Origin of the sequence: Phocaeicola sp. ICN-14070 (assembly GCF_037892625.1) — a bacterium.
GTDB classification, from domain to species: Bacteria; Bacteroidota; Bacteroidia; order Bacteroidales; family Bacteroidaceae; genus Phocaeicola; species Phocaeicola plebeius.
Map to the genome: position 1 here is coordinate 14,987 of NZ_JBBKBF010000026.1, position 21,281 is coordinate 36,267.

The window sequence follows — 21,281 nt, forward strand, 5'->3', positions numbered from 1 at the left end:
AAACGATTGGAGAAGATATGAATTTGATGAGCAACGAATTTACACAACAAGTGTCCGATATCGTCGTTTACGGGAAAGAGGAGGCCAACCGCCTTCAGAACGACCATATCGAACCGGAACATCTGCTATTGGGCATCTTGCGCGATGGAGAGTGTAAAGCCGCCGAAATATTGAAATCGTTCTACCTGGACTTGAAAGGTATCAAGAACGAACTGGAAATACAATTACGGGAGAAATCCATACAGGAAAACTATTCACAAGACATCACATTCAGCGAGGAGGCATCCAAGATACTGACACTAAGCAAGCTGGAAGCCAAGCTGATGAATAACGAGAAAGTAGACACCCCTCATATTTTATTAGCCATTATGAGAGACAACCAGAATAACGCATATAAGATATTGGATAAGAACGACGTAACTTACGAAAAAATAATAGACCGTCTGAAGCAGGAGGAAGTTCCTTTTGACGGACTGGATTTCAATGACGACGAAGAAGAGGAAGGTATCGGACGCCGCGGAAACGCAGACAAGAGCAACGATGGCTTCGGCTCTTCCGCTAACCGCCAGACCACGCAGACCGAACAGAAACAAGCAGAGGGAGGCACCCCCTACCTCGACAATTACGGCATCGACCTGACCAAGGCAGCCGAAGGTGGAAAACTCGACCCCGTGGTAGGCCGTGAGAAAGAAATTGAGCGTATCGCACAGATTCTGAGCCGCCGCAAGAAGAACAATCCGATTCTGATTGGTGAGCCGGGCGTGGGAAAATCGGCCATCGCCGAAGGTCTGGCACTCCACATCGTGGAGAAGCGAGTTTCGCGTGCCTTGTTCGGCAAGCGCATCGTTTCGCTCGACATGACGGCGGTAGTAGCTGGAACCAAATATCGAGGACAATTTGAAGAACGCATTCGTGCCATTCTGACAGAAGTAAAGAAACATCCTGATGTCATTCTGTTCATTGATGAGATACATACCATCGTGGGAGCCGGCTCGGCAGCTGGTTCCATGGATGCGGCCAACATGTTGAAGCCGGCACTGGCACGTGGAGAAATCCAATGCATCGGAGCCACCACCCTCGATGAGTACCGCAAGAATATCGAAAAAGACGGGGCACTGGAACGCCGCTTCCAAAAGGTGCTGGTGGAACCGACCTCACCGGAAGAGACTTTGCAGATTCTCCGGAACATCAAGGATAAATACGAGGAGCATCATAACGTGACTTACACGGACGAGGCGCTGGAGGCTTGCGTACGCCTGACCGACCGTTATGTGACCGACCGCTACTTCCCCGACAAGGCCATCGATGCCATGGACGAAGCGGGTTCTCGCATCCACCTCACCCACATCTCCGTACCTCGGGAAATTGAGGAGCAGGAACGATTGATTGAGGAAGCGCAACAGCATAAGAATGAAGCTATTCGTTTGCAGAACTTCGAGTTGGCCGCCAGTTTCCGTGACCGTGAGAACCAGTACACGGAACAATTGGAACGTCTGAAAAATGAATGGAAAGAGAAGTTGAAGGACAACCGGGAAACGGTGGATGCACCGCAGATAGAAGAAGTGGTTTCCATGATTTCGGGTGTGCCCGTGCAACGCATGGCGCAAGCGGAAGGCGTACGGTTGAAGGGGATGAAACAGGCATTGCTCTCGAAGGTCATCGGACAAGACAAAGCGGTAGAGACACTGGTAAGAAGTATCCAGCGGAGCCGTGTAGGACTGAAGGACCCGAACAAGCCTATCGGTACGTTCCTTTTCTTAGGACCGACAGGTGTAGGAAAGACGCACCTGGCAAAAGAGCTGGCCAAGAACATGTTCGGCACTACCGATGCCATTATCCGTATCGACATGAGCGAATACATGGAGAAATTCACCGTGTCACGTCTGGTTGGAGCTCCTCCGGGATACGTGGGCTACGAAGAAGGCGGACAACTGACAGAGAAGGTGCGCCGTCATCCCTACTCTATCGTACTGCTGGATGAAATCGAGAAGGCTCATTCCGACGTGTTCAACATGTTGTTGCAGGTGATGGACGAGGGCCGGTTGACGGATAGCCTGGGACGGACCGTGGATTTCAAGAATACCATTATCATCATGACGTCCAACATCGGTACGCGCCAGCTGAAGGAATTCGGCAAGGGCATCGGCTTCACGGCACAGACCGGAGAAAACGAAAAAGAGCATGCCAACAGCGTGATTCGCAAGGCCTTGAACAAATCGTTTGCTCCTGAGTTCATCAACCGTCTGGATGAAATCGTGACCTTCGACCAGCTGGATATTGCTTCACTGGAGAAAATCATCGACATCGAGCTGGCGGGACTCTACAAGCGTATCGAAGGTTGTGGTTACCATCTCCTGCTCGACCAAGAAGCTAAGCGTTTCGTGGCAGAAAAGGGCTACGACGTACAGTTCGGTGCCCGCCCGTTGAAACGTTCTATCCAGAACCATCTGGAAGACGGACTAGTAGAGCTGATTATCAACGAAGAACCGCAGGCGGGCGATACCTTGCATGTGTACATGAACGTCCAAGGTGACGGAGTGGAAGTGAAAGTAGAAAAAGCATAACGGAATTCTGACAGAATTTCGGCATACAGACAAAATGTCAGGTACAAACGTATCTGGCATTTTTTTTGTGTAAGGACTGGAAAAAATTTTATTCGAACAATCATAAAAAACAAAGAGATATGCAAAAAGGTAATATCGGGGTTACAACAGAAAACATATTCCCCATCATAAAGAAGTTCTTGTATAGCGACCATGAAATTTTCCTCCGTGAATTGGTTTCCAATGCGGTGGATGCAACTCAGAAATTGAAGACGCTGGCCGCTACGGGCGATTTTAAAGGTGAGCTGGGCGATTTGACGGTACGTGTAAAGGTGGACAAGGAAAACGGTACCATCACCATCAGCGACCGTGGTCTAGGTATGACGGCCGAAGAAATCGACAAGTACATCAACCAGATTGCCTTCTCAGGAGCAAATGACTTCCTGGAAAAATACAAGGACGATGCCAATGCCATCATCGGTCACTTCGGTCTGGGATTCTACTCAGCCTTCATGGTAGCTAAGACAGTAGACATCGTAACTCTTTCTTATAAGGAAGGTGCCAAGGCCGTGAAATGGAGCTGTGATGGAAGTCCTGAGTTTACCCTTGAAGAAACAGAACGTAGCGACCGTGGAACCGACATCATCCTGCACGTGGATGAAGATTGCAAGGAATTCCTGGAAGAATCTCGCTTGCAAGGCTTGCTCACCAAGTATTGTCACTTCCTGGCCGTACCGGTAGCCTTTGGCAAAAAGAAAGAATGGAAAGACGGCAAGCAGGTAGAAACGGAAGAAGACAACCTGATTAACGACACTTGTCCTATCTGGACCAAGAAACCGTCGGACCTGAAGGAAGAGGATTACAAGAAATTCTACCGCGACCTGTATCCGATGGCCGACGAACCGTTGTTCTGGATTCACCTGAATGTAGACTATCCGTTCAACCTGACCGGTGTGCTCTACTTCCCGAAAATCAAGAGCAACATCGATTTGCAACGTAACAAGATTCAGTTGTATTGCAATCAGGTATACGTGACCGACTCAGTAGAAGGTATCGTACCCGACTTCCTGACCCTGCTTCACGGTGTCATCGATTCTCCGGACATTCCGTTGAACGTATCTCGTTCTTACTTGCAGAGCGATTCGAACGTGAAGAAGATTTCTACTTACATCACGAAGAAGGTATCCGACCGCTTACAATCTATCTTCAAGAACGACCGTAAGGAATTTGAAGAGAAATGGGACGACCTGAAGATTTTCATCAACTACGGCATGCTGACTCAGGAAGATTTCTATGAAAAGGCTTCCAAGTTTGCTTTGTTCAAGGATACAGACAACAAGTATTACACCCTCGAAGAATACCAGACATTGATTAAGGATAATCAGACCGACAAGAACGGTAGCCTGATTTACCTCTACGCCAACAACCTGGACGAACAGTACACTTACATCGATGCGGCCAAGAACAAAGGCTACAACGTATTGCTCATGGACGGCCAGCTGGACGTACCGATGATCAACATGCTGGAACAGAAGTTCGAAAAGAGTCACTTCACCCGTGTGGATAGCGACATCGTAGACCGCCTGATTGTGAAGGAAGACCAAAAGGGCGAAGAACTTCCTCACGACAAGCAGGAAGTGCTCAGTTCTCTGTTCAAGGGACAGATGCCGAAGGTAAAGAAAACGGAATTCCACGTAGAAGCACACGCACTGGGCGAAAACAATGCGCCGATTGTCATCACACAGGCCGAATACATGCGCCGTATGAAAGACATGGCCAGCATCCAGCCGGGTATGAGTTTCTATGGTGAAATGCCCGACATGTTCAATCTGGTATTAAACAGCGACCACCGCCTGATTAAGCAGGTATTGAGCGATGCCGAAACGGCTTGTGCGGAAAAACTCGTACCGGTAGAGTCTGAAATCGCCATGCTGACACTCCGTCGTAACGAGCTCCAGAAAGCGCAGGAAGGAAAGAAGGATGAAGAAATCCCGACTGCCGAAAAAGACGAACTGAACGATGTAGAAAAGAAGATTGAAGCGCAAAAGACTGAAAAGGAAAACATTCTGAACGGTTATGCCACCGGCAACAAAGTGGTTCACCAGCTTATCGACCTGGCCTTGTTGCAAAACAACATGCTGAAGGGTGAAGCCCTGACCAACTTTGTAAAACGAAGTGTGGAAATGATCTGATTTTCCCCTGTAAAATAAGGAAAGCCATTCTTGCAGGTATGCAGGAATGGCTTTTTTTGTGCTTTTTATGCCCGTGGATAGAAGATAATTTGTACTTTTGCCCAGAAACACGCAAGCAAACAACCATGGGAAACAAAACCGAATTGATATTAATCCGCATCAGCGGAGTGGACCGACCGGGACTGACCGCATCGGTAACTGCCATCTTGTCTAAATATCAGGTAGACATTATGGACATCGGACAAGCTGACATTCACAGCACCTTGTCACTGGGTATTCTTTTCAAATGTTCCGACCAGGATTCCGGAAATATCATGAAGGAATTGCTTTTCAAGGCTTCTGACTTGGGTATCAATATCCGCTTCTATCCTATCAGCGATGAAGAGTATGAAACGTGGGTCAACCTGCAAGGAAAGAACCGCTACATTCTGACGCTATTGGGCAGAAAACTTACGGCACAACAGATTGCCGGTGCTACCAAGCTTTTAGCAGAGCAACAACTGAACATCGACGGTATCCGGCGTCTGACCGGACGTATTCCCCTGGACGAGAAAAAGGCAAACGTGAGAGCCTGCATCGAATTTTCGGTGAGGGGTACTCCCAAAGACCGTGAAGAGCTACAAAGCCAGCTCATGCAGCTCAGTGCTTCACTGGGCATGGACTTCTCGTTCCAGCAAGACAATATGTACCGCCGTATGCGCCGTCTGATTTGCTTTGATATGGATTCCACGCTTATTGAAACAGAGGTCATCGACGAACTGGCCATACGGGCCGGTGTGGGCGATCAGGTGAAAGCCATCACAGAAAGAGCTATGCACGGCGAAATCGACTTCTGCGAAAGTTTCAAGGAACGGGTGGCCCTGCTCAAGGGACTGGATGAGAGCGTGATGCGCGACATTGCCGAACATCTCCCGATTACCGAAGGAGTGGAACGCCTGATGTTCGTCCTCAAGCGCTACGGATACAAGATTGCTATCCTGTCGGGAGGTTTCACCTATTTCGGCAACTACCTGAAAGAGAAATTCGGCATTGACTATGTGTATGCCAACCAGCTGGAAATCGTGGACGGCAAGCTGACCGGCCGCTATTTAGGTGACATCGTAGACGGAAAACGAAAGGCTGAACTGCTTCGTCTGCTGGCACAGGTAGAAAACGTGGACATCGCACAGACGATTGCCGTGGGCGATGGAGCCAACGACCTGCCCATGCTTTCTACGGCAGGACTGGGAATCGCCTTCCATGCCAAACCGAAGGTGGTGGCCAATGCGCAACAGGCCATCAATACCATCGGACTGGATGGCGTGTTGTATTTCTTAGGATTCAAGGATTCCTATCTGGACGAACGCGGCAAATTATAATGACAAGATAACATTACTATATGAAGTTTTCGGAACTGAACTTAGAAGATAGCGTCCTCGATGCCTTGGACGCAATGAATTTCCAGGAATGTACGCCCGTACAGGAACACACCATCCCTGTCATCCTGGAAGGAAAAGACCTGATTGGCGTGGCCCAGACAGGTACGGGAAAAACGGCGGCCTACCTGCTTCCGGTGTTGAACCAGTTGAGCAAGGGAGGTTATCCGGAGGATGCCATCAATTGTATCATCATGTCGCCCACCCGCGAACTGGCCATGCAGATTGACCAGCAGATGGAGGGTTTCTCCTATTTCATGCCGGTGTCAAGCGTGGCGGTGTACGGAGGAAACGACGGTATCCGTTTTGAGCAGGAAAAGAAAGGGCTGACTTTGGGAGCGGATGTGGTAATCGCTACTCCGGGACGTCTGATCAGCCACTTAAGCTTAGGTTATGTAGACTTGTCGAAAGTATCTTTCTTCATCCTCGACGAAGCGGACCGCATGCTCGATATGGGATTCTCGGACGACATCATGCAGATTGTCAAATATCTTCCGAAAGAACGGCAGACCATTATGTTCTCCGCCACCATGCCGACCAAAATCCAGCAACTGGCCAAGACCATTCTTCACGACCCAGTGGAAGTGAAACTCGCCGTATCCAAGCCGGCGGAAAAAATCATTCAGGCCGCTTACATCTGCTACGAGGCACAGAAACTGGGCATCATCCAGTCGCTGTTCCAGTCCCAGCAACCGGAGCGTGTTATCATCTTCGCATCTTCCAAGCTGAAGGTAAAAGAGGTGACCAAGGCCCTGAAACGCATGAAACTGAACGTGGGCGAAATGCACTCTGACCTGGAGCAGAGCCAGCGTGAGGAAATCATGCACGAGTTCCGCAACCGCCGTATCGACATCCTGGTAGCTACCGACATCGTGGCCCGTGGAATCGACATCGACGACATCCGCCTGGTCATCAACTACGACGTACCGCATGATAGCGAGGATTACGTACACCGCATCGGACGTACGGCCCGCGCCAACAACGACGGATGCGCCATCACTTTTGTAAGTGAAACCGAGCAGACCCGTTTCAAGCAAATCGAAACATTCTTAGGAAAAGATATTTACAAACTCCCCGTACCTGAAGAACTGGGCGAAGGTCTGGTATATGCTCCCCGCACTTCCAGAAAAGAAGGAGGCAAACAGGTGAAGAATTTCTCCCGCAACAAAAAGGGCGGATGGAAAAAGAAAGGGGGAAACCATGCAAAAAAACAGGGAGAAAGAACGGTCAAGAACTGATTGCCTATCTTCCTGACAGTATAAAGCCCGTACAAGCTCTTGCATTTTCATCGAACTTGTACGGGTTTTCCTTGTCATAGATTCTTTAGCCGCTCTGAAAAAGCGACTCCCCTATCCTGTTATTAGTGGAATTAAATTGAAAAAGTTTTAACCGCATACACAATGAGGGACCTCATTGACTCCGTTTGTTTCTTATCTCCTGCCGTTTGGAGATAGAACGTATGTTGTTTTTTATTCTACAATTACAAACTTCTTTAGATTGGTCTTTATTATACCTTTTCGATAGCCTTTCCACATCTTTAGGATTTTGCCTTCCGGTGAAATCAATACGAAATGCGGGATTCCTCCGACTTTATAACGCGAAGCCAGACTTCGTCCTCCATTTTTCGGTTCATTCCATTGATAACCCGGCATCTTGTGTTCCTTCAAGAATTTGCTCCAAGATATTTTTTCATCATTGGATATTCCCACCAAGGCTAATTTATTGCCATATAGATGGACAACCTCCTCCATTTCCGGTTCAGACATGCGGCAAGGACCGCAGTAAATACTCCAGAAATCCAACAAGATGTATCGGCCTTGCAATTCTGACAAATGATGGGATTCTCCTTCAGCGTCATATAGTAAACCATCAGCCATATCATCTCCTTCTTCTACTGTTGGAGCTGGGAAAGCATATGACTCAATGAGTTTTCCTTTCTCCGTCTCCTGCCATTCAGACGGCATGCGTGCATACAACTGCTGGAAAACAGGACGAAAACTGCGCAAAGAATCCGGACTGCCGGTTGTACACCAGGCTTTTTCCAGAAACTGGTCAATCCATACTTCCGTGACCGGTGCCGTTTTCATATATTCGAAGGTCTTTCTAACGCTCCGGTAATTGAGCTTATGCCAGCGGTCCTCCCAAAGACTATCGCGTGCTTGACTCTTTTCATCCATACGCAAGTATTCGTCCGTCTCGTCTGCGATACATGCTGCGTATGACAAGGCTTCTTTTTGTTGGGGAATATTCGTAGTGATTATCCATTGATGAAGCCATTTGTCTTTTCCCTGAATATCGATCCAACCTCCTTGGTCTACCCACAAATCTAAAGTCCAATTGGGAAAGTCTTCTGCCCAACCGAAAAACTTTAAATGCTTTGGTTGTGAAATGGTGTCTTCGTATATCATTTCTCCGTTTTGCAAGGAAAAATCTGCGATTGCTTTACTAGGAGTCATTGTTGGACTAAATATATAAATAACTCCTCTAACACTGTCCGGAATGTTATTTAAACGCCAACGAATCCGGAATTTTCCTTCTAGTTCTTGAGCTTGACTAATATTTCCCATTCCAATAAGCAGGAAAAGACAGCACAACCATCGGATTAAAAAAATTGTCTTCATAAAAATCTACCCAACTTTAACAACCAAGTATCAATAATATACGCCACTATCTATTTGTCAGTTTAATTCCATCAATGTGTTCCATTTTTAATGTGAGCCCCCAAAACGCTTTTTCAGAAAGTCTGCCAGGTTATGGGTTCCAACCTGCTCCGTTGAAATACTCCCGTCTTTCTCTACCACCACATAATGAGGGATACCGTTAAACTGGAAGAGCTCTCGCATATACTTGTATTCCGTATCCGTGAGACGGAAACAAGCTTCACCTTTCAAATGCTTTTCTACATATTCCGCATAAGCTTTCTCAGGAGATTCTGCTTCGCTCGTGATGTAAACAAACTGAAATCCGGGATGATTGCGATATTGCTCGCGCAACTTTGCCGTGGCTTGTATACCCTGCCGACAAGGAGCACAAGTAGTAGCCCAGAAATCCACGAACAGCACCTTGCCCGCATAGGGTGCAATGATACGGCGGAAAATGTCGGTAGCTTTTCCTTCAGGCAGCCGATACGAAGTTTGCTTCGTTACAGGATATAACGTTTTCTGCATCTCACGGACCGTAGCTCGCAGATAAGGATGACTTACGGTCTTTTCCAGTTGACTGACAAATATTTCAGCATCCTGGGGCCGCTTCAGCACTTCAGACAAGACATAGCGCAAGTTATGCACACGGGCTATCTGCCAAAACAAAGACGAAGAGGCACCACACAGACTGTTGACGATACTATCTTTTACCTCACTCATTTTGAGTTGCAAGTGTAACTTCTTTTCATCTTCAGACAACGCCTTGAAATCTTCATCGCTCTGTAATTTTATCTGAATGTTGTAAGCAGGTGCGAGCGGGTCCATGAATTCAAACCGATTGATGAAAGAGCCCACATTGGCATTAGCCAGTGCAGACTGCTCATTCAAGGGCATTTCCTTCAGGAACTTATAATAGGAGACATCAGGCTGCACTTTCAGAACCTGATTGGTGGTATCTTTCTGTGCATAGTAATTGCGGGCTAACTGGAACTCCAGATACGTATATCCCGCCTGTAAATTCACCTGGTTATGTATCAACGAAACTGCTTTCTGTGAGGGAGCATAGAGACAACTGAGCGAGTCGGCCTGCTCCTGCCATTGAGTGACAACAGGCGTCAGGTGCTCTTGAAATTGGGCCGGCGTCAGTGTTTTCTGCGCCTGAGCCAGTTTGTCATAGGAATAATTGAAGTGCCCGCTCAGCATCATGTCAAGGTATGACAAACCCGCATTCTTCCCCATGTAGGCAGTGTGAACAAGCGGGTAGTTATGGTCACGCGCCCGACTGCGGGCCATAAGGTCCTCCCAATCAATATAAAGAGTGATTGTATCTCCCGGTTCGGCGTAGAAAGGAATCCGGGCATTGTTTATTATCAGACCCTGACAGACTGGATGCGACAGAACAAACTTGCACTGAAAACTACCGTCGGAGTTAATGGGAACTACCGTGGGATAATCTTTACCAATGATTTCATTAGCCAAGTAGAGGATGCCACTATCAAAACCCAGTCGCGTGTCATAACCGTCCAGATAACCTTGCAAACAAACGCTGTCATTACGAAAGAAATCCGTACCATAGCCATTATCGGCTTCCACAGCGGGTATTTCCGGACGAGTACGGACATAACGCTGCGCCTCCCCATGGTCGAGAGCGATAAGGCAGGAGCCATCTTTACGAGGCGTCAACTGCAACGTGACAGCGGAGCCATCGCTACGGTCCAGCGCATTCAGCATCAACCGCTTTCCTTTCTTTCGACATTCAGTCAAGTCGTACAAACGGTTATCCAGAATAACGATAGAATCATGAATACCATACACCCAGTGGCCTTGTGTATTGTCGGCAAACCAATTTCCTTCTACCGCTTTCAGGAGAGACTGGTCTTTCTTCTTGGCCGGAACTAACGAAATGTCATAGGTGTTGCTTTCGTTACTATCAGGAGCAATGAGGTGAATGGTCTGCACTTCTTCAGGAAGTGGTTCGAACAACAGAACAAAATCAGTTGACCCTGAATCAGGCATGAAAATTCTCTTCTTCAGTTCAATACCCTCAGCACCTATCTGTGAGTAACGCTTGCCCGTGGCAGCGTCTTCCAGATAACTGTCACCGTCTTCCATAATCCACCAGTGCGGACGAAAGATGGCATGAATATAAACCTTAGTACACTTGGATGTACGTTCAATACGGGTAATATTACGGATACTCCCATTACGGGCCTTGAATGCAGGACTATCAATTGTTTGTGCTGTCAGCAATCCCGACAAGAAGAACAAGAAACAAAATAACAATGTTTTCATATAGTATATTATATTAACAGATGTTGCGGTCCGTTTCAATTAGCTACTGCAAATAACTAAAACATTTAGTTTGAAAACTAATTTTTATAGTTAAAAACAACTAAAGAGTATAGTTTTAAAATAACTTTTCTGTCAAAGAAAAGAAAGTCTGGTAATCAGGAACGAGAAAAGAATAAGAGTTTTCTACGTCTCCCGAACGTAAAACCTATGTTTTCCATTTCAGAGATGTAGGGTTCTCAGATAGAAAACATAGAGTTCCGCCACGAAAAACATAGAAGTTTCCAAAAGGTTTTCCAGTCAATCTTCTGACGCTTGAAAGTATTATGCCCTTTTAGTTGAGACAAGCGATATTTACGACACTCTGGGAGTAATACAAAGGTTGATAAATGATTCATTTTTCAGACGCATACATCTTCCGATACTGCATAGGAGTTACCCCATGATGCTGCCGGAAAAGCTTGTTCAAATAGCAGGAGTCTATGTACCCCATCCGGCTGGCTATCTCCTTGACGCTCATACGGCTGCCTGTCAACAGTTCCTCTACCCGCTTCAAACGGCTCTTGGATACATAGAGCCTGAAATCTTCCCCAAAATTACGTTTGAAAAAACGTCCTATGTAGGTAGGTGACAAACGGAATTTCGCAGCCAGCACGCTCAAGCACAATTGTTCCGGCTGGTCAATATGCTGTTCTATATAAAGCAGCAGATGCTGTGCCTTATCTTCTTCCGGCGCAATCCCAGTGTCGGGCAAATGAAAAAGAATCTCTACCTGCTGATACAGATTTTCCTTCTACATAGTCGTATTCTTCATGAATATAGCACAAAAGTACAATTTTTCTCCTTCAGACCTTTCTAATTTTGCAACGCTTTTTGAAAATTATCATTCGAAGAATATATGGAAAAATTTTGCTGGAAAGGACATGCTTCCATGCTGGGAGCAAACACAATGTGGGGACTGATGTCTCCTCTTTCTAAATTACTTATGGCTAGTGGGGCTGTCACTTCGCTGGTGGTTACGGACCTCCGCATTGGAGGAGCCATGGTGTTGTTCTGGATAGCTTCTTTCTTTCAGAAGCCGGAGCACGTCAACCATAAAGACCTGATTACGCTGTTCTTTGCCTCTCTCTTTGCCATCGTGTTCAATCAGGGATGCTTCATCTTCGGCGTGAGCCTGAGTTCACCGGCCGATGCTTCCATCATCACCACGAGCATGCCGCTGCGAGCCATGTTGCTGGCGGCTTTCATCCTGAAAGAACCGATTACCGGCAAGAAAGTGCTGGGCATTGCCTGTGGGGCGGGCGGTGCCTTGTTACTCATCCTTGGAAGCAGCCAGAACCAGCCGGCCGCTTCGTCTGCCAGCCATACGGCAATATGGGGCGATTTGCTAGTCTTGTTCGCACAGTTCTGTTATGCGTTCTACATTGTACGCTTCAAGGATTTTGTCAACAAATATTCGCTCATCACCATCATGAAGTGGATGTTTACTTACTCTTTCATCTGCACGATTCCCTTCTCTGCCAGCGATTTGATGAACGCAGACTGGAGCGGACTGAAGGCGGTGGAAATTGGCAGTCTGACCTTTATCGTGGTAGGTGCTACCTTCGTCAGTTACATGCTGATTGTAGTGGGACAAAAGAACCTCCGCCCCACGGTAGCCGGTATGTACAATTATATCCAGCCGCTTGTGGCTTGTATCGTAGCCGTATGCTGGGGAATGGATTCCTTCAACACGACCAAAATCATTGCCGTGGTACTTATTTTCGGTGGAGTATATCTGGTGACTTCCAGCCGTAGCCGGAAAGAAATGAAGGCTTACAAACAAACGGAACGAGAATAAAACCTTTCACTACTTTTAAAGAAGTTTGGATGCGGTTCGGGAAAGCCCGGCTGAAAAACTATGTTTTTCGCTTGGCTCTCCTCTCACCTTTCACTACCTTTGCCGCTGACTTAAAACGAAGGAAAGATGATGGAATTTCTTTACATACACTGGAACCCAGACCCGGCATTGTTCCACCTCGGCGGTTTTACTCTCCGATGGTACAGCGTGCTGTGGATGATTGCCATTCTAACCGGCAGTCAGGTAGTCTACCATTTGTACAAGCAAAAGGGACTTCCGCTGGATACTTTCCAGACGCTGTTTACCTATAGTTTTATCGGTATCTTTGCCGGGGCACGCTTGGGACACTGCCTGTTCTATGACCCGCAATACTTCCTGAGTCACCCGCTGGAAATCATATTACCGGTACACTTCCTGCCACAGGGCGGATGGGTGTTTACCGGATATGCCGGCCTGGCCAGCCACGGAGGTACGCTGGGACTGATTCTGGCACTGGTACTTTTCTGCCGGAAAACGAAGATTCATTTTCTCGATATTCTGGATATGATGGGAGTGGCTGCTCCCGTAGCTGCCGGATTTATCCGACTGGCCAACTTGATGAACTCGGAAATCATCGGTATGCCGTCGGACGTGCCCTGGGCATTTATCTTCGAACGGGTGGACATGCAGCCCCGTCACCCGGCACAGCTCTACGAAGCACTGGCCTACTTCCTGTTCTTCCTGATAATGACAGTCATCTTCCGGAAGAAGAAAGAAAACGTACGGAAAGGCTTCTATTTCGGTTTGTGTATCACCCTGATTTTCACCTTCCGCTTCTTCGTGGAGTTCTTGAAAGAAAGACAGGTAGACTTTGAGAATGCGCTCCCGATAGACATGGGACAGATTCTGAGTATTCCTTTTATCGTAGTAGGATTGTATTTCGTATTCCGTAAAAATCATTCCACCCATGTGTGATACAGTGACCTCACATACCTGCCTGCTCTGCATGGGTTCCAACCTGGATGCCCTTCTGCACCTGAAGAATGCGGAAGAGGCCCTGCAACGTCTCTTTCCGGATATTGAATGGGGAGGAATTGTAGAAACCGTACCGGAGAAAATGGAAAACCCGCAACCGTTTCTGAACCGTGCCGCACGCTTCCGTACCTCACTACCCATGACGGAGGTGCGAAGCATCCTGAAGCAAATTGAACAGACAAACGGACGAACTCCGGAAAGCAAGAAGGAAGGACGCATCCCGCTTGACATCGACTTGCTTTCCTACGACCAGCAAGTACTCAAACCGGAGGACTGGCAGAAAGAATATGTGCGTCTGGCTTTTCGTCACGCCAGTTTCACATAACCCAGACGGGTATAGCGCACTCCATGCGACTCATATTGTGACATGACTTTGGCCGAAAGCAGATGCAGGAACTCCTGCGGCTGTATCTGACGACTGCGGCAACTCAAGGCATTCGGTGTCAGACTACGGGCACGGGCTTTAACCAAGAAGGTAAAACGATTACCGTCACGGTCGGCCACCAAGACATTCTGGTCGACAAAAAAATCAGGTTTGTACGTATCTACCTGAAGCCGTACGTTCAGCACCGTGACCTGCAAGTCCTTCAACGTCTCTCCCACCGCTCCCACAAAATGGCTCACCGAAGCAATGCGCGGCTTGCGTACGGTCAGTTCAAAATGTACTACGGCAAAACGTTTGGCCAGCTCCACCACCCGTTCGTACCGAGGGTTGGTAGGTTCAAACTTATTGGCCAGCCAGAGCATGTAAGAAGGATCCACATAATAGATTTCAGCCAGATGCTTTCCTTTGTATTTTCCGAAAGGCATCAAATCGTCCAATGCCCCGTAATAAGATTCAAACTGTGCGTTATCGGCGGTCTCCAACCGTACGTTGCAGTTCTGCAGCATGGAAAAAGCACGAGCAGAAGCCGCATCCAGCGTCACTCCTAATGTACGGACAAACAGATAAGAATGGGGAGAAGGAAACTCACGCCACAAGGCATAATACGGACGATACTCTGTGGCCATACTGATAAGATAGACACCCTTGTTGCGCGTACGTCCACGATTAAACAACTCCAATTCTTTTTGTACTTGTGCGGTGATTTCCATACCTGCCTCCTGCTTTGAAAAGCAAGATAAACAAAAAGTATTAAAAATGCAAGTTTATACATACAAAATGGGAGGAAAAGACCTGAAACAGGCTTCTCCTCCCGCTTATAAATATGGAATTCTAACAATTAAACGTTATAATATAGCCTTCACGGTTTCCAGCATACCTTTTTCCTGAATGCTGTCCAGATTCTTCTTCACGGCTTCTGCCAATCCCGGAATCAGGTTCAAATCCTCGCCCCAGATAAAGGTTGCGCCCAATACGCCTTCGGTTACCTTAGCTGTGTCGCCCGTAGCCCACAATTGTTTCAGCAAGTCCATGATTTCCTGTGCATCATTAGGCACAATTTCTGCGCCATCGGCACGCACACCGCCTTTGTAATAAGTAATGATAGCAGCCAGTCCCAATACCAGTCCTTCAGGCAACTTGCCCTTGCGTTCCAGGTAAGTTTTCAAACCCGGCAGGTCACGTGTCTGGTATTTCGGGAAGGAATTCAGCATGATGGAAGTCACCTGGTGGTCTACAAACGGATTGTTGAAGCGTTCCAGCACGTCATGTGCAAATTTCTCCAGTTCTGCTTTCGGCAAGTTCAGGGTTTCCATCAGTTCCTCGAACATCACCTTATGGATAAACTTGCCCACTACCGGATGCTGGCAGGCATCGCGCACGATGTTGATACCCGACAGGTAAGCTACCGGAGAAAGTACGGTGTGCGGTCCGTTCAGCAAAGTCACTTTCCGTTCGTGATACGGTGCTTCCGACGGCACAAAGAGCACATTCAGTCCGGCTTTGTCGGCAGGGAACTCGACAGCCACCTCCTGCGGTGCTTCAATTACCCACAAATGGAAAATTTCAGCCTGTACCACCATGTTGTCATCGTATTGCAACTTTTCCTTGATAGCCGCAATATCCTTGCGCGGGAATCCCGGCACAATACGGTCTACCAGCGTAGCATATACGCCACAAGCCTTCTCAAACCACTGTTTGAAATCATCTCCCAGATTCCAGAGTTCAATATACTGATAGATGGTTTCTTTCAACTTATGTCCGTTCAGGAAAATCAGCTCACACGGGAAAATAATCAATCCCTTTGACATATCTCCCTGGAAGGTTTTATAGCGATGATACAAAAGCTGTGTCAGTTTTCCCGGATAAGAAGAGGCCGGCGCATCACCCAGTTTGCAGGAAGGGTCAAAAGCAATGCCTGCTTCGGTTGTATTGGAAATCACGAAACGCATTTCCGGCTGTTCGGCCAGCTTCATGAACTCTTCGAACTGGCTGTAAGGATTCAGCGCACGACTGATTACATCAATCATGGTCAGACTGTTCACCGTTTCCCCTTTATCCAAACCCTGCAGATTGACGTGATACAGACAATCCTGCGCATTCAGCATGTCAATCATTCCTTTTTCGATGGGTTGAACCACCACTACACTGCTGTTGAAATCAGCCTTTTCGTTCATGTTGTAGATAATCCAGTCTACAAACGCACGAAGGAAATTACCTTCGCCAAACTGAATAATTCTTTCCGGACGGACCGTTTTCTTTGCGGTCTCTTTGTTTAATGCTTTCATATTATATCTTTAATAACAAAATTGTTGTCATTTCGGCCTTTTGGTCTCATTTAACCCTTCAAAAATCAGAAGAATCAAATTTAACCCATTGTTTTTCATGCACTTGCCTATCTATTCATGAATTTAATTTTCACAAATGAGTGTTGCAAAGGTAATAAATATTTTGTTATTCCAAATAAAATTTCTACTTTCGTGTTCGATAACGGATAGGTATTCGACATTTTATGTTGCCCAACATAAATAAATTGTAAGTTACTTATTCAAAAACATATAATTTGCGAACAACAACGAAACTTAAAAATACATTTTATCATGAAGAAATTTATGGATGAAAACTTCCTGTTGCAAACAGAAACGGCACAGGAGCTATATCACAACCATGCGGCTAAAATGCCGATTATCGACTATCACTGTCACCTGATTCCGAAAATGGTAGCCGACGATTATCAATTCAAATCCATTACTGAAATCTGGCTGGGAGGTGACCATTATAAATGGCGTGCCATGCGAAGCAACGGAGTAGAAGAACGTTACTGCACCGGAAAAGATACTACCGACTGGGAAAAATTCGAAAAATGGGCTGAAACTGTTCCTTATACATTCCGTAACCCATTGTATCACTGGACACACTTGGAACTGAAAACCGCTTTTGGCATCGACAAGATTCTGAATCCGTCTACCGCCCGCGAAATATTCGACGAATGTAATGCCAAACTGGCTACTCCGGAATATTCAGCCCGTAACCTGATGCGCCACTACCATGTGGAAACCGTCTGCACGACGGACGATCCGGTAGATTCACTGGAATATCACATCGCTACCCGTGAAAGCGGTTTTGAAATCAAGATGCTGCCTACCTGGCGTCCGGACAAGGCAATGGCCGTAGAAGTACCGGCTGACTTCCGTGCCTACGTAGAAAAACTGGCAGAAGTAAGCGGTGTCAGCATCTCCAACTTTGACGACATGATTGAAGCGCTGCGCAAACGTCATGCTTTCTTTGCTGAACAAGGCTGTAAATTATCCGACCATGGTATCGAAGAGTTTTATGCAGAAGATTATACCGACGCAGAAATCCGCACCATCTTCAACAAAGTATATGGCGGTACAGAATTGACACACGAAGAAATCCTGAAGTTCAAATCAGCTATGCTGGTAGTATTCGGCGAAATGGACTGGGAAACAGGCTGGACACAACAATTCCACTATGGTGCCATCCGCAACAACAATACCAAAATGTTCAAGCTGCTGGGACCTGACACCGGTTTTGACTCTATTGGTGAATTCACCACAGCCAAATCTATGGCCAAATATCTGGATCGCCTGAACTCAGAAGGAAAACTTACAAAAACCATTCTCTACAACCTGAATCCTTGCGCCAACGAAGTAATCGCTACCATGCTGGGTAACTTCCAGGACGGTTCTGTTCCGGGAAAAATCCAGTTCGGTTCAGGCTGGTGGTTCCTCGACCAGAAGGACGGTATGGAAAAACAGATGAACGCACTTTCTCTGCTGGGATTGCTGAGCCGTTTTGTAGGTATGCTTACCGACTCACGTTCCTTCCTTTCTTATCCGCGTCATGAATACTTCCGCCGTACACTCTGTAACCTGCTGGGAAGAGATGTAGAAAACGGAGAAATTCCTGAATGCGAAATGGCGCGCGTACAACAGATGGTGGAAGACATCTGCTACAACAACGCCAAGAATTTCTTCCAGTTCTAAGCACTTACGACATATCTAAAAAACAGATACAAACCGTTTGCAAGGCTGTTCCTTTTCGGAATGGCCTTGTTTTATTTTTACCTTACTTTTTCGTTTGTCTCTCCTCTCACCTTTCACTATCTTTTCATAAGACAGGATACGGTTCGGGATAGCCAAACCTGAAAAACTTTGTTTTTCGTTTGTCTCTCCTCTCACCTTTCACTATCTTTGCGTTCCTTTAGCAAAAAAAGAGAGAGAAGATGACTGTAAAATTTATGAGTCTAGCCAGCGGCAGCAGCGGAAACTGTTACTACCTGGCTACTGACAGCACCGCTATATTGGTTGATGCCGGTATCGGTATCCGCACCATCAAGAAAGTATTTAAGGAACGTATGCTCAACCTTGAAGAGATACAGGCTGTACTGGTCACTCATGACCATGCCGACCACATCAAGGCTGTAGGACATTTGGGCGAGAAGCATGGGATTCCGGTGTATACCACTCCTGAAATACATGAAGGTATGAAACACAGCTACTGCATGACAGAGCGGTTAAAACCTGAACGTACCCGTTTTATCCAAAAAGAAGAAACATTCAATGTAGGCGATTTCACTATTACCTGCTTCGAAGTGCCTCACGACGGAACCGACAACGTGGGCTATTGTATCACCACAGGCGATAAGACATTCTCCTTCCTGACGGACATCGGGCATATCACTTCCACAGCCGCACGCTTCATACAGCAAGCTGATTACCTGATACTGGAAGCCAACTACGACGACAGCATGCTCCAGATGGGACCTTATCCACAGCATCTGAAAGAACGTATTGCCGGCCCGAACGGACACATGAGCAACCATGAAATGGCTGACTACCTGAGCCATCATTTTCCCCAGCATTTGAAACACTTATGGCTGTGCCACCTAAGCAAGGACAACAACCATCCGGAGCTGGCTTTCAAGACAGTGGAACTGGCATTCCGGCAGGAAAACATCATTGTAGGAAAAGACGTGGAAGTAACTCCATTGAGACGAACTACTCCTTCTGAAATGTATATTCTGGAATAAAAAAAGAAAACAACAAAAGCCATCGGGGCGTTTCCTCTGAAATGAAGAAACGCCCCGATGGCTTTTTATATTGCCAATTGCGAATCAGCGCAATCTTTCGTACGCCTTTACCAGCATTTCATCCTTGCCGATAGCACGGATAGCCAGCCAGTTCAAGATGATGCTGACCAATGGAAGACAAACTGTCCATGAAGGCATGAAGCTGTAATCATCGAATGCCTTGTCCGGATTTATGACAAAATAAGCCAGTACCAGATAGTAACCAATCAGTACAATCGTATTGAAGATGGTCAGACGAATCTGTAACATACGTTTCCGGTAAAGGAAAATAGTCACCAAGGCCATTACAGCCACTACTACCAGAATCGCAAACAAAGCCCACGGTGTGTAGTTCACCGCTCCGTCCGGAAGCTGGTATGAAAGGTTTGTCATCTCACAAATATTTTTATCGGTATAGAAACTGCCCACGGGGACAGACATCATTACAACCATCAAGATAGCTACTACGAGCAAATAAACGGTCTGTATTCTCTGTATCATAATCAATCGTATTAAGGTTTCCAAAACAAATGTCATTCTGAGAGAGACGGTTCTTGCCGTCTACACTCAGAATGACAAGCCCAAATGCGCATGCGCATTCACTAAAATCTTTACCTATAGGAGGATTACTGCAATTTTTCCTTTTCCTTTGCCGGGTTTCTGTAATAAACCTTTCCTTCTATGTACTCCTGAGCCGCAATCAACGTCGGTTTCGGGAGTTTTTCATAATAACGAGAGATTTCAATCTGTTCTCTGTTTTCAAACACCTCTTCAAGGTTATCGTTATAAGAAGCAAACTCCTGTAGTTTCTTGGAAAGGTCATTCTTCATTTCGGCAGCAATCTGGTTGGCACGCTTGCCGATGATAGATACTGTTTCATAAATATTGCCTGTGTCCTCACAGAGTTCCATCAAATTACGTGTTACCGTATTTGTAGGAGCGTTTGTTTTTTTGTAATCCATAACTTATTTATAATTATAAACGTTTATATTATTCTTCGTCTGTAGAAATGTACTTGCTCACATCGGCGTAAATGACTTCCACTTCTTTCATGTATTTGCTTTCCGGGAATTCATTCTTGAAAGCATAATATTCATCCACCGTTTCACGCATACGGTCTTCTCTCTTGTCGAGCACACTTTCTTTTGCCATGTGATACTTGGCACGGAGAATCAGAATAGAAAGTTCCTCACGCAATTTGGTGTAAGGATATTCTTTCAACACATTCTGTGCAGTGACAATGGCAGCCAGATAGTTATTACCCGTACTGCTATAAGAAGCATTTCCGGAATAAGACCCCAGGTCATAATAAAGTTTGGAAGAAAGGTATTCCTTTTCTACCAGCTTGTCCTGCAATTCAAAAATCATGTTCTGGGCAATATCCTTTCGCTGACTTGTCGGGAAATATTCCATAAACATCTGCAATTCCTGAATAGCCTTGTATGTGCTACTCTGGTCCAGACGTGGTTCCGGAGTATCAAGATACAAAGCCTTTCCGCTATGAAAACGCGCCAGTTCCGTATAAGTACCGCGCGGATAAGTCGTATAATAGGTATTGAAATAATGTGAAGCAGTCACAAAATCACCCTGGTTGTAATAAGTCATTCCCAGCATATACAAAGCCTCTTCTCCGTTGGCTGTACCCTTCAGGATAGGAATCAGCTCCTCCAGAATGGTTGCCGCACGTGAATTCTGTCCTTTGGCAAAATAGCTTTTCGCCGCTTCGTATTTGTATTCATAGTCAGTGCTTTTCAGCACTTTATTGTACTCTCCGCATGAAGATAAAACTCCAGCAGAAAGGAGGACCATTGCGATGTATTTTTTCATATATAATTGATATAGTTGCGCAAAATTACTCTTTTCCAGCGAATA

The 21,281-nt window shown here is 46.4% G+C and carries 17 protein-coding genes; 9 read left to right on the forward strand and 8 right to left on the reverse strand.

Going from position 1 to position 21,281, the window contains the following annotated elements; all coding sequences use genetic code 11:
- Positions 1 to 26: 26 nt before the first annotated feature.
- The 4 genes from WKT20_RS08885 to WKT20_RS08900 all read left to right on the forward strand — a co-directional run bounded on the left by WKT20_RS08885 (position 27) and on the right by WKT20_RS08900 (position 7,388).
- Positions 27 to 2,564, forward strand: a complete 2,538-nt coding sequence (locus tag WKT20_RS08885; protein ID WP_340417240.1) for an ATP-dependent Clp protease ATP-binding subunit — start codon at positions 27 to 29, stop codon at positions 2,562 to 2,564.
- Positions 2,565 to 2,683: 119 nt separating this feature from the next.
- Positions 2,684 to 4,735 (forward strand): molecular chaperone HtpG, encoded by a 2,052-nt coding sequence (htpG, locus tag WKT20_RS08890; protein WP_340417241.1) that lies wholly within the window; start codon positions 2,684 to 2,686, stop codon positions 4,733 to 4,735.
- Between the two features lie 125 nt (positions 4,736 to 4,860).
- Positions 4,861 to 6,093 (forward strand): phosphoserine phosphatase SerB, encoded by a 1,233-nt coding sequence (serB, locus tag WKT20_RS08895; protein ID WP_340417242.1) that lies wholly within the window; start codon positions 4,861 to 4,863, stop codon positions 6,091 to 6,093.
- 20 nt (positions 6,094 to 6,113) lie between these two features.
- The gene (locus tag WKT20_RS08900; RefSeq protein ID WP_195205088.1) at positions 6,114 to 7,388 is read left to right on the forward strand and encodes a DEAD/DEAH box helicase; all 1,275 of its coding nucleotides are present in this window, start codon (positions 6,114 to 6,116) and stop codon (positions 7,386 to 7,388) included.
- 231 nt (positions 7,389 to 7,619) lie between these two features.
- Here the strand turns inward: WKT20_RS08900 and WKT20_RS08905 are convergent, their stop codons facing one another.
- From WKT20_RS08905 to WKT20_RS08915, 3 genes are all read right to left on the reverse strand, one after another.
- A complete protein-coding gene (locus WKT20_RS08905) occupies positions 7,620 to 8,558 on the reverse strand; it encodes a TlpA family protein disulfide reductase (protein WP_278613536.1) in 939 nt (312 codons plus the stop codon).
- Between the two features lie 300 nt (positions 8,559 to 8,858).
- Complete coding sequence (locus WKT20_RS08910; protein ID WP_340417243.1) at positions 8,859 to 11,084, reverse strand: TlpA family protein disulfide reductase; 2,226 nt, start codon at positions 11,082 to 11,084, stop codon at positions 8,859 to 8,861.
- Positions 11,085 to 11,475: 391 nt separating this feature from the next.
- Positions 11,476 to 11,835 carry a helix-turn-helix domain-containing protein gene (locus tag WKT20_RS08915; RefSeq protein WP_223805055.1) on the reverse strand — a complete coding sequence of 120 codons (360 nt, stop codon included), beginning with the start codon at positions 11,833 to 11,835 and terminating at the stop codon, positions 11,476 to 11,478.
- Positions 11,836 to 11,979: 144 nt separating this feature from the next.
- Between WKT20_RS08915 and WKT20_RS08920 the strand changes: the two genes are divergently transcribed.
- From WKT20_RS08920 to WKT20_RS08930, 3 genes are all read left to right on the forward strand, one after another.
- A complete protein-coding gene (locus WKT20_RS08920; RefSeq protein ID WP_340417244.1) occupies positions 11,980 to 12,921 on the forward strand; it encodes a DMT family transporter in 942 nt (313 codons plus the stop codon).
- 126 nt (positions 12,922 to 13,047) lie between these two features.
- Positions 13,048 to 13,875 (forward strand): prolipoprotein diacylglyceryl transferase, encoded by an 828-nt coding sequence (lgt, locus tag WKT20_RS08925; RefSeq protein ID WP_118243668.1) that lies wholly within the window; start codon positions 13,048 to 13,050, stop codon positions 13,873 to 13,875.
- Entirely contained in the window at positions 13,868 to 14,260 is a 393-nt protein-coding gene (locus WKT20_RS08930) for a 2-amino-4-hydroxy-6-hydroxymethyldihydropteridine diphosphokinase (RefSeq protein WP_117701659.1), read from the forward strand. The genes lgt and WKT20_RS08930 overlap by 8 nt, the downstream gene beginning before the upstream one ends.
- On the opposite strand, the gene WKT20_RS08935 is transcribed toward WKT20_RS08930, so the two are convergent.
- Both WKT20_RS08935 and WKT20_RS08940 read right to left on the reverse strand, forming a co-directional pair.
- On the reverse strand, positions 14,242 to 15,030 hold the full coding sequence (locus WKT20_RS08935) for an exodeoxyribonuclease X C-terminal domain-containing protein (protein WP_118243666.1): 789 nt from the start codon (positions 15,028 to 15,030) through the stop codon (positions 14,242 to 14,244). The two genes, WKT20_RS08930 and WKT20_RS08935, sit on opposite strands and share 19 nt — an antisense overlap.
- Before the next feature lie 135 nt (positions 15,031 to 15,165).
- Positions 15,166 to 16,605 carry a tagaturonate reductase gene (locus WKT20_RS08940; protein WP_340417245.1) on the reverse strand — a complete coding sequence of 480 codons (1,440 nt, stop codon included), beginning with the start codon at positions 16,603 to 16,605 and terminating at the stop codon, positions 15,166 to 15,168.
- A 312-nt stretch (positions 16,606 to 16,917) separates the two neighbouring features.
- On the opposite strand from WKT20_RS08940, the gene uxaC reads away from it, so the two are divergent.
- Both uxaC and WKT20_RS08950 read left to right on the forward strand, forming a co-directional pair.
- A complete protein-coding gene (uxaC, locus tag WKT20_RS08945; protein WP_117701656.1) occupies positions 16,918 to 18,324 on the forward strand; it encodes a glucuronate isomerase in 1,407 nt (468 codons plus the stop codon).
- Between the two features lie 239 nt (positions 18,325 to 18,563).
- Entirely contained in the window at positions 18,564 to 19,370 is an 807-nt protein-coding gene (locus tag WKT20_RS08950; protein ID WP_118163617.1) for an MBL fold metallo-hydrolase, read from the forward strand.
- 84 nt (positions 19,371 to 19,454) lie between these two features.
- Here the strand turns inward: WKT20_RS08950 and WKT20_RS08955 are convergent, their stop codons facing one another.
- From WKT20_RS08955 to WKT20_RS08965, 3 genes are all read right to left on the reverse strand, one after another.
- Positions 19,455 to 19,910: a DUF4293 domain-containing protein gene (locus WKT20_RS08955; RefSeq protein WP_118337731.1), complete on the reverse strand. Its 456-nt coding sequence runs from the start codon at positions 19,908 to 19,910 to the stop codon at positions 19,455 to 19,457.
- Positions 19,911 to 20,035: 125 nt separating this feature from the next.
- Positions 20,036 to 20,371 (reverse strand): DNA-directed RNA polymerase subunit omega, encoded by a 336-nt coding sequence (locus tag WKT20_RS08960; RefSeq protein ID WP_117701652.1) that lies wholly within the window; start codon positions 20,369 to 20,371, stop codon positions 20,036 to 20,038.
- 28 nt (positions 20,372 to 20,399) lie between these two features.
- Positions 20,400 to 21,236, reverse strand: coding sequence for an outer membrane protein assembly factor BamD (locus WKT20_RS08965; protein WP_117701651.1), 837 nt, complete (start codon positions 21,234 to 21,236; stop codon positions 20,400 to 20,402).
- Between the last annotated feature and the right edge of the window lie 45 nt (positions 21,237 to 21,281).

Excerpts from the sequence above, each read along its gene's own strand:
- WKT20_RS08930 (WP_117701659.1), top strand. The coding sequence starts at position 13,868 with ATGTGTGATACAGTGACCTCACATACCTGCCTGCTCTGCATGGGTTCC.
- WKT20_RS08950 (WP_118163617.1), top strand. The coding sequence starts at position 18,564 with ATGACTGTAAAATTTATGAGTCTAGCCAGCGGCAGCAGCGGAAACTGT.
- WKT20_RS08920 (WP_340417244.1), top strand. The coding sequence starts at position 11,980 with ATGGAAAAATTTTGCTGGAAAGGACATGCTTCCATGCTGGGAGCAAAC.
- serB (WP_340417242.1), top strand. The coding sequence starts at position 4,861 with ATGGGAAACAAAACCGAATTGATATTAATCCGCATCAGCGGAGTGGAC.
- WKT20_RS08955 (WP_118337731.1), bottom strand. The coding sequence starts at position 19,910 with ATGATACAGAGAATACAGACCGTTTATTTGCTCGTAGTAGCTATCTTG.
- WKT20_RS08905 (WP_278613536.1), bottom strand. The coding sequence starts at position 8,558 with ATGATATACGAAGACACCATTTCACAACCAAAGCATTTAAAGTTTTTC.
- htpG (WP_340417241.1), top strand. The coding sequence starts at position 2,684 with ATGCAAAAAGGTAATATCGGGGTTACAACAGAAAACATATTCCCCATC.
- WKT20_RS08935 (WP_118243666.1), bottom strand. The coding sequence starts at position 15,030 with ATGGAAATCACCGCACAAGTACAAAAAGAATTGGAGTTGTTTAATCGT.
- uxaC (WP_117701656.1), top strand. The coding sequence starts at position 16,918 with ATGAAGAAATTTATGGATGAAAACTTCCTGTTGCAAACAGAAACGGCA.
- WKT20_RS08885 (WP_340417240.1), top strand. The coding sequence starts at position 27 with ATGAGCAACGAATTTACACAACAAGTGTCCGATATCGTCGTTTACGGG.
- WKT20_RS08965 (WP_117701651.1), bottom strand. The coding sequence starts at position 21,236 with ATGAAAAAATACATCGCAATGGTCCTCCTTTCTGCTGGAGTTTTATCT.
- WKT20_RS08900 (WP_195205088.1), top strand. The coding sequence starts at position 6,114 with ATGAAGTTTTCGGAACTGAACTTAGAAGATAGCGTCCTCGATGCCTTG.
- WKT20_RS08940 (WP_340417245.1), bottom strand. The coding sequence starts at position 16,605 with ATGAAAGCATTAAACAAAGAGACCGCAAAGAAAACGGTCCGTCCGGAA.
- lgt (WP_118243668.1), top strand. The coding sequence starts at position 13,048 with ATGATGGAATTTCTTTACATACACTGGAACCCAGACCCGGCATTGTTC.
- WKT20_RS08910 (WP_340417243.1), bottom strand. The coding sequence starts at position 11,084 with ATGAAAACATTGTTATTTTGTTTCTTGTTCTTCTTGTCGGGATTGCTG.
- WKT20_RS08960 (WP_117701652.1), bottom strand. The coding sequence starts at position 20,371 with ATGGATTACAAAAAAACAAACGCTCCTACAAATACGGTAACACGTAAT.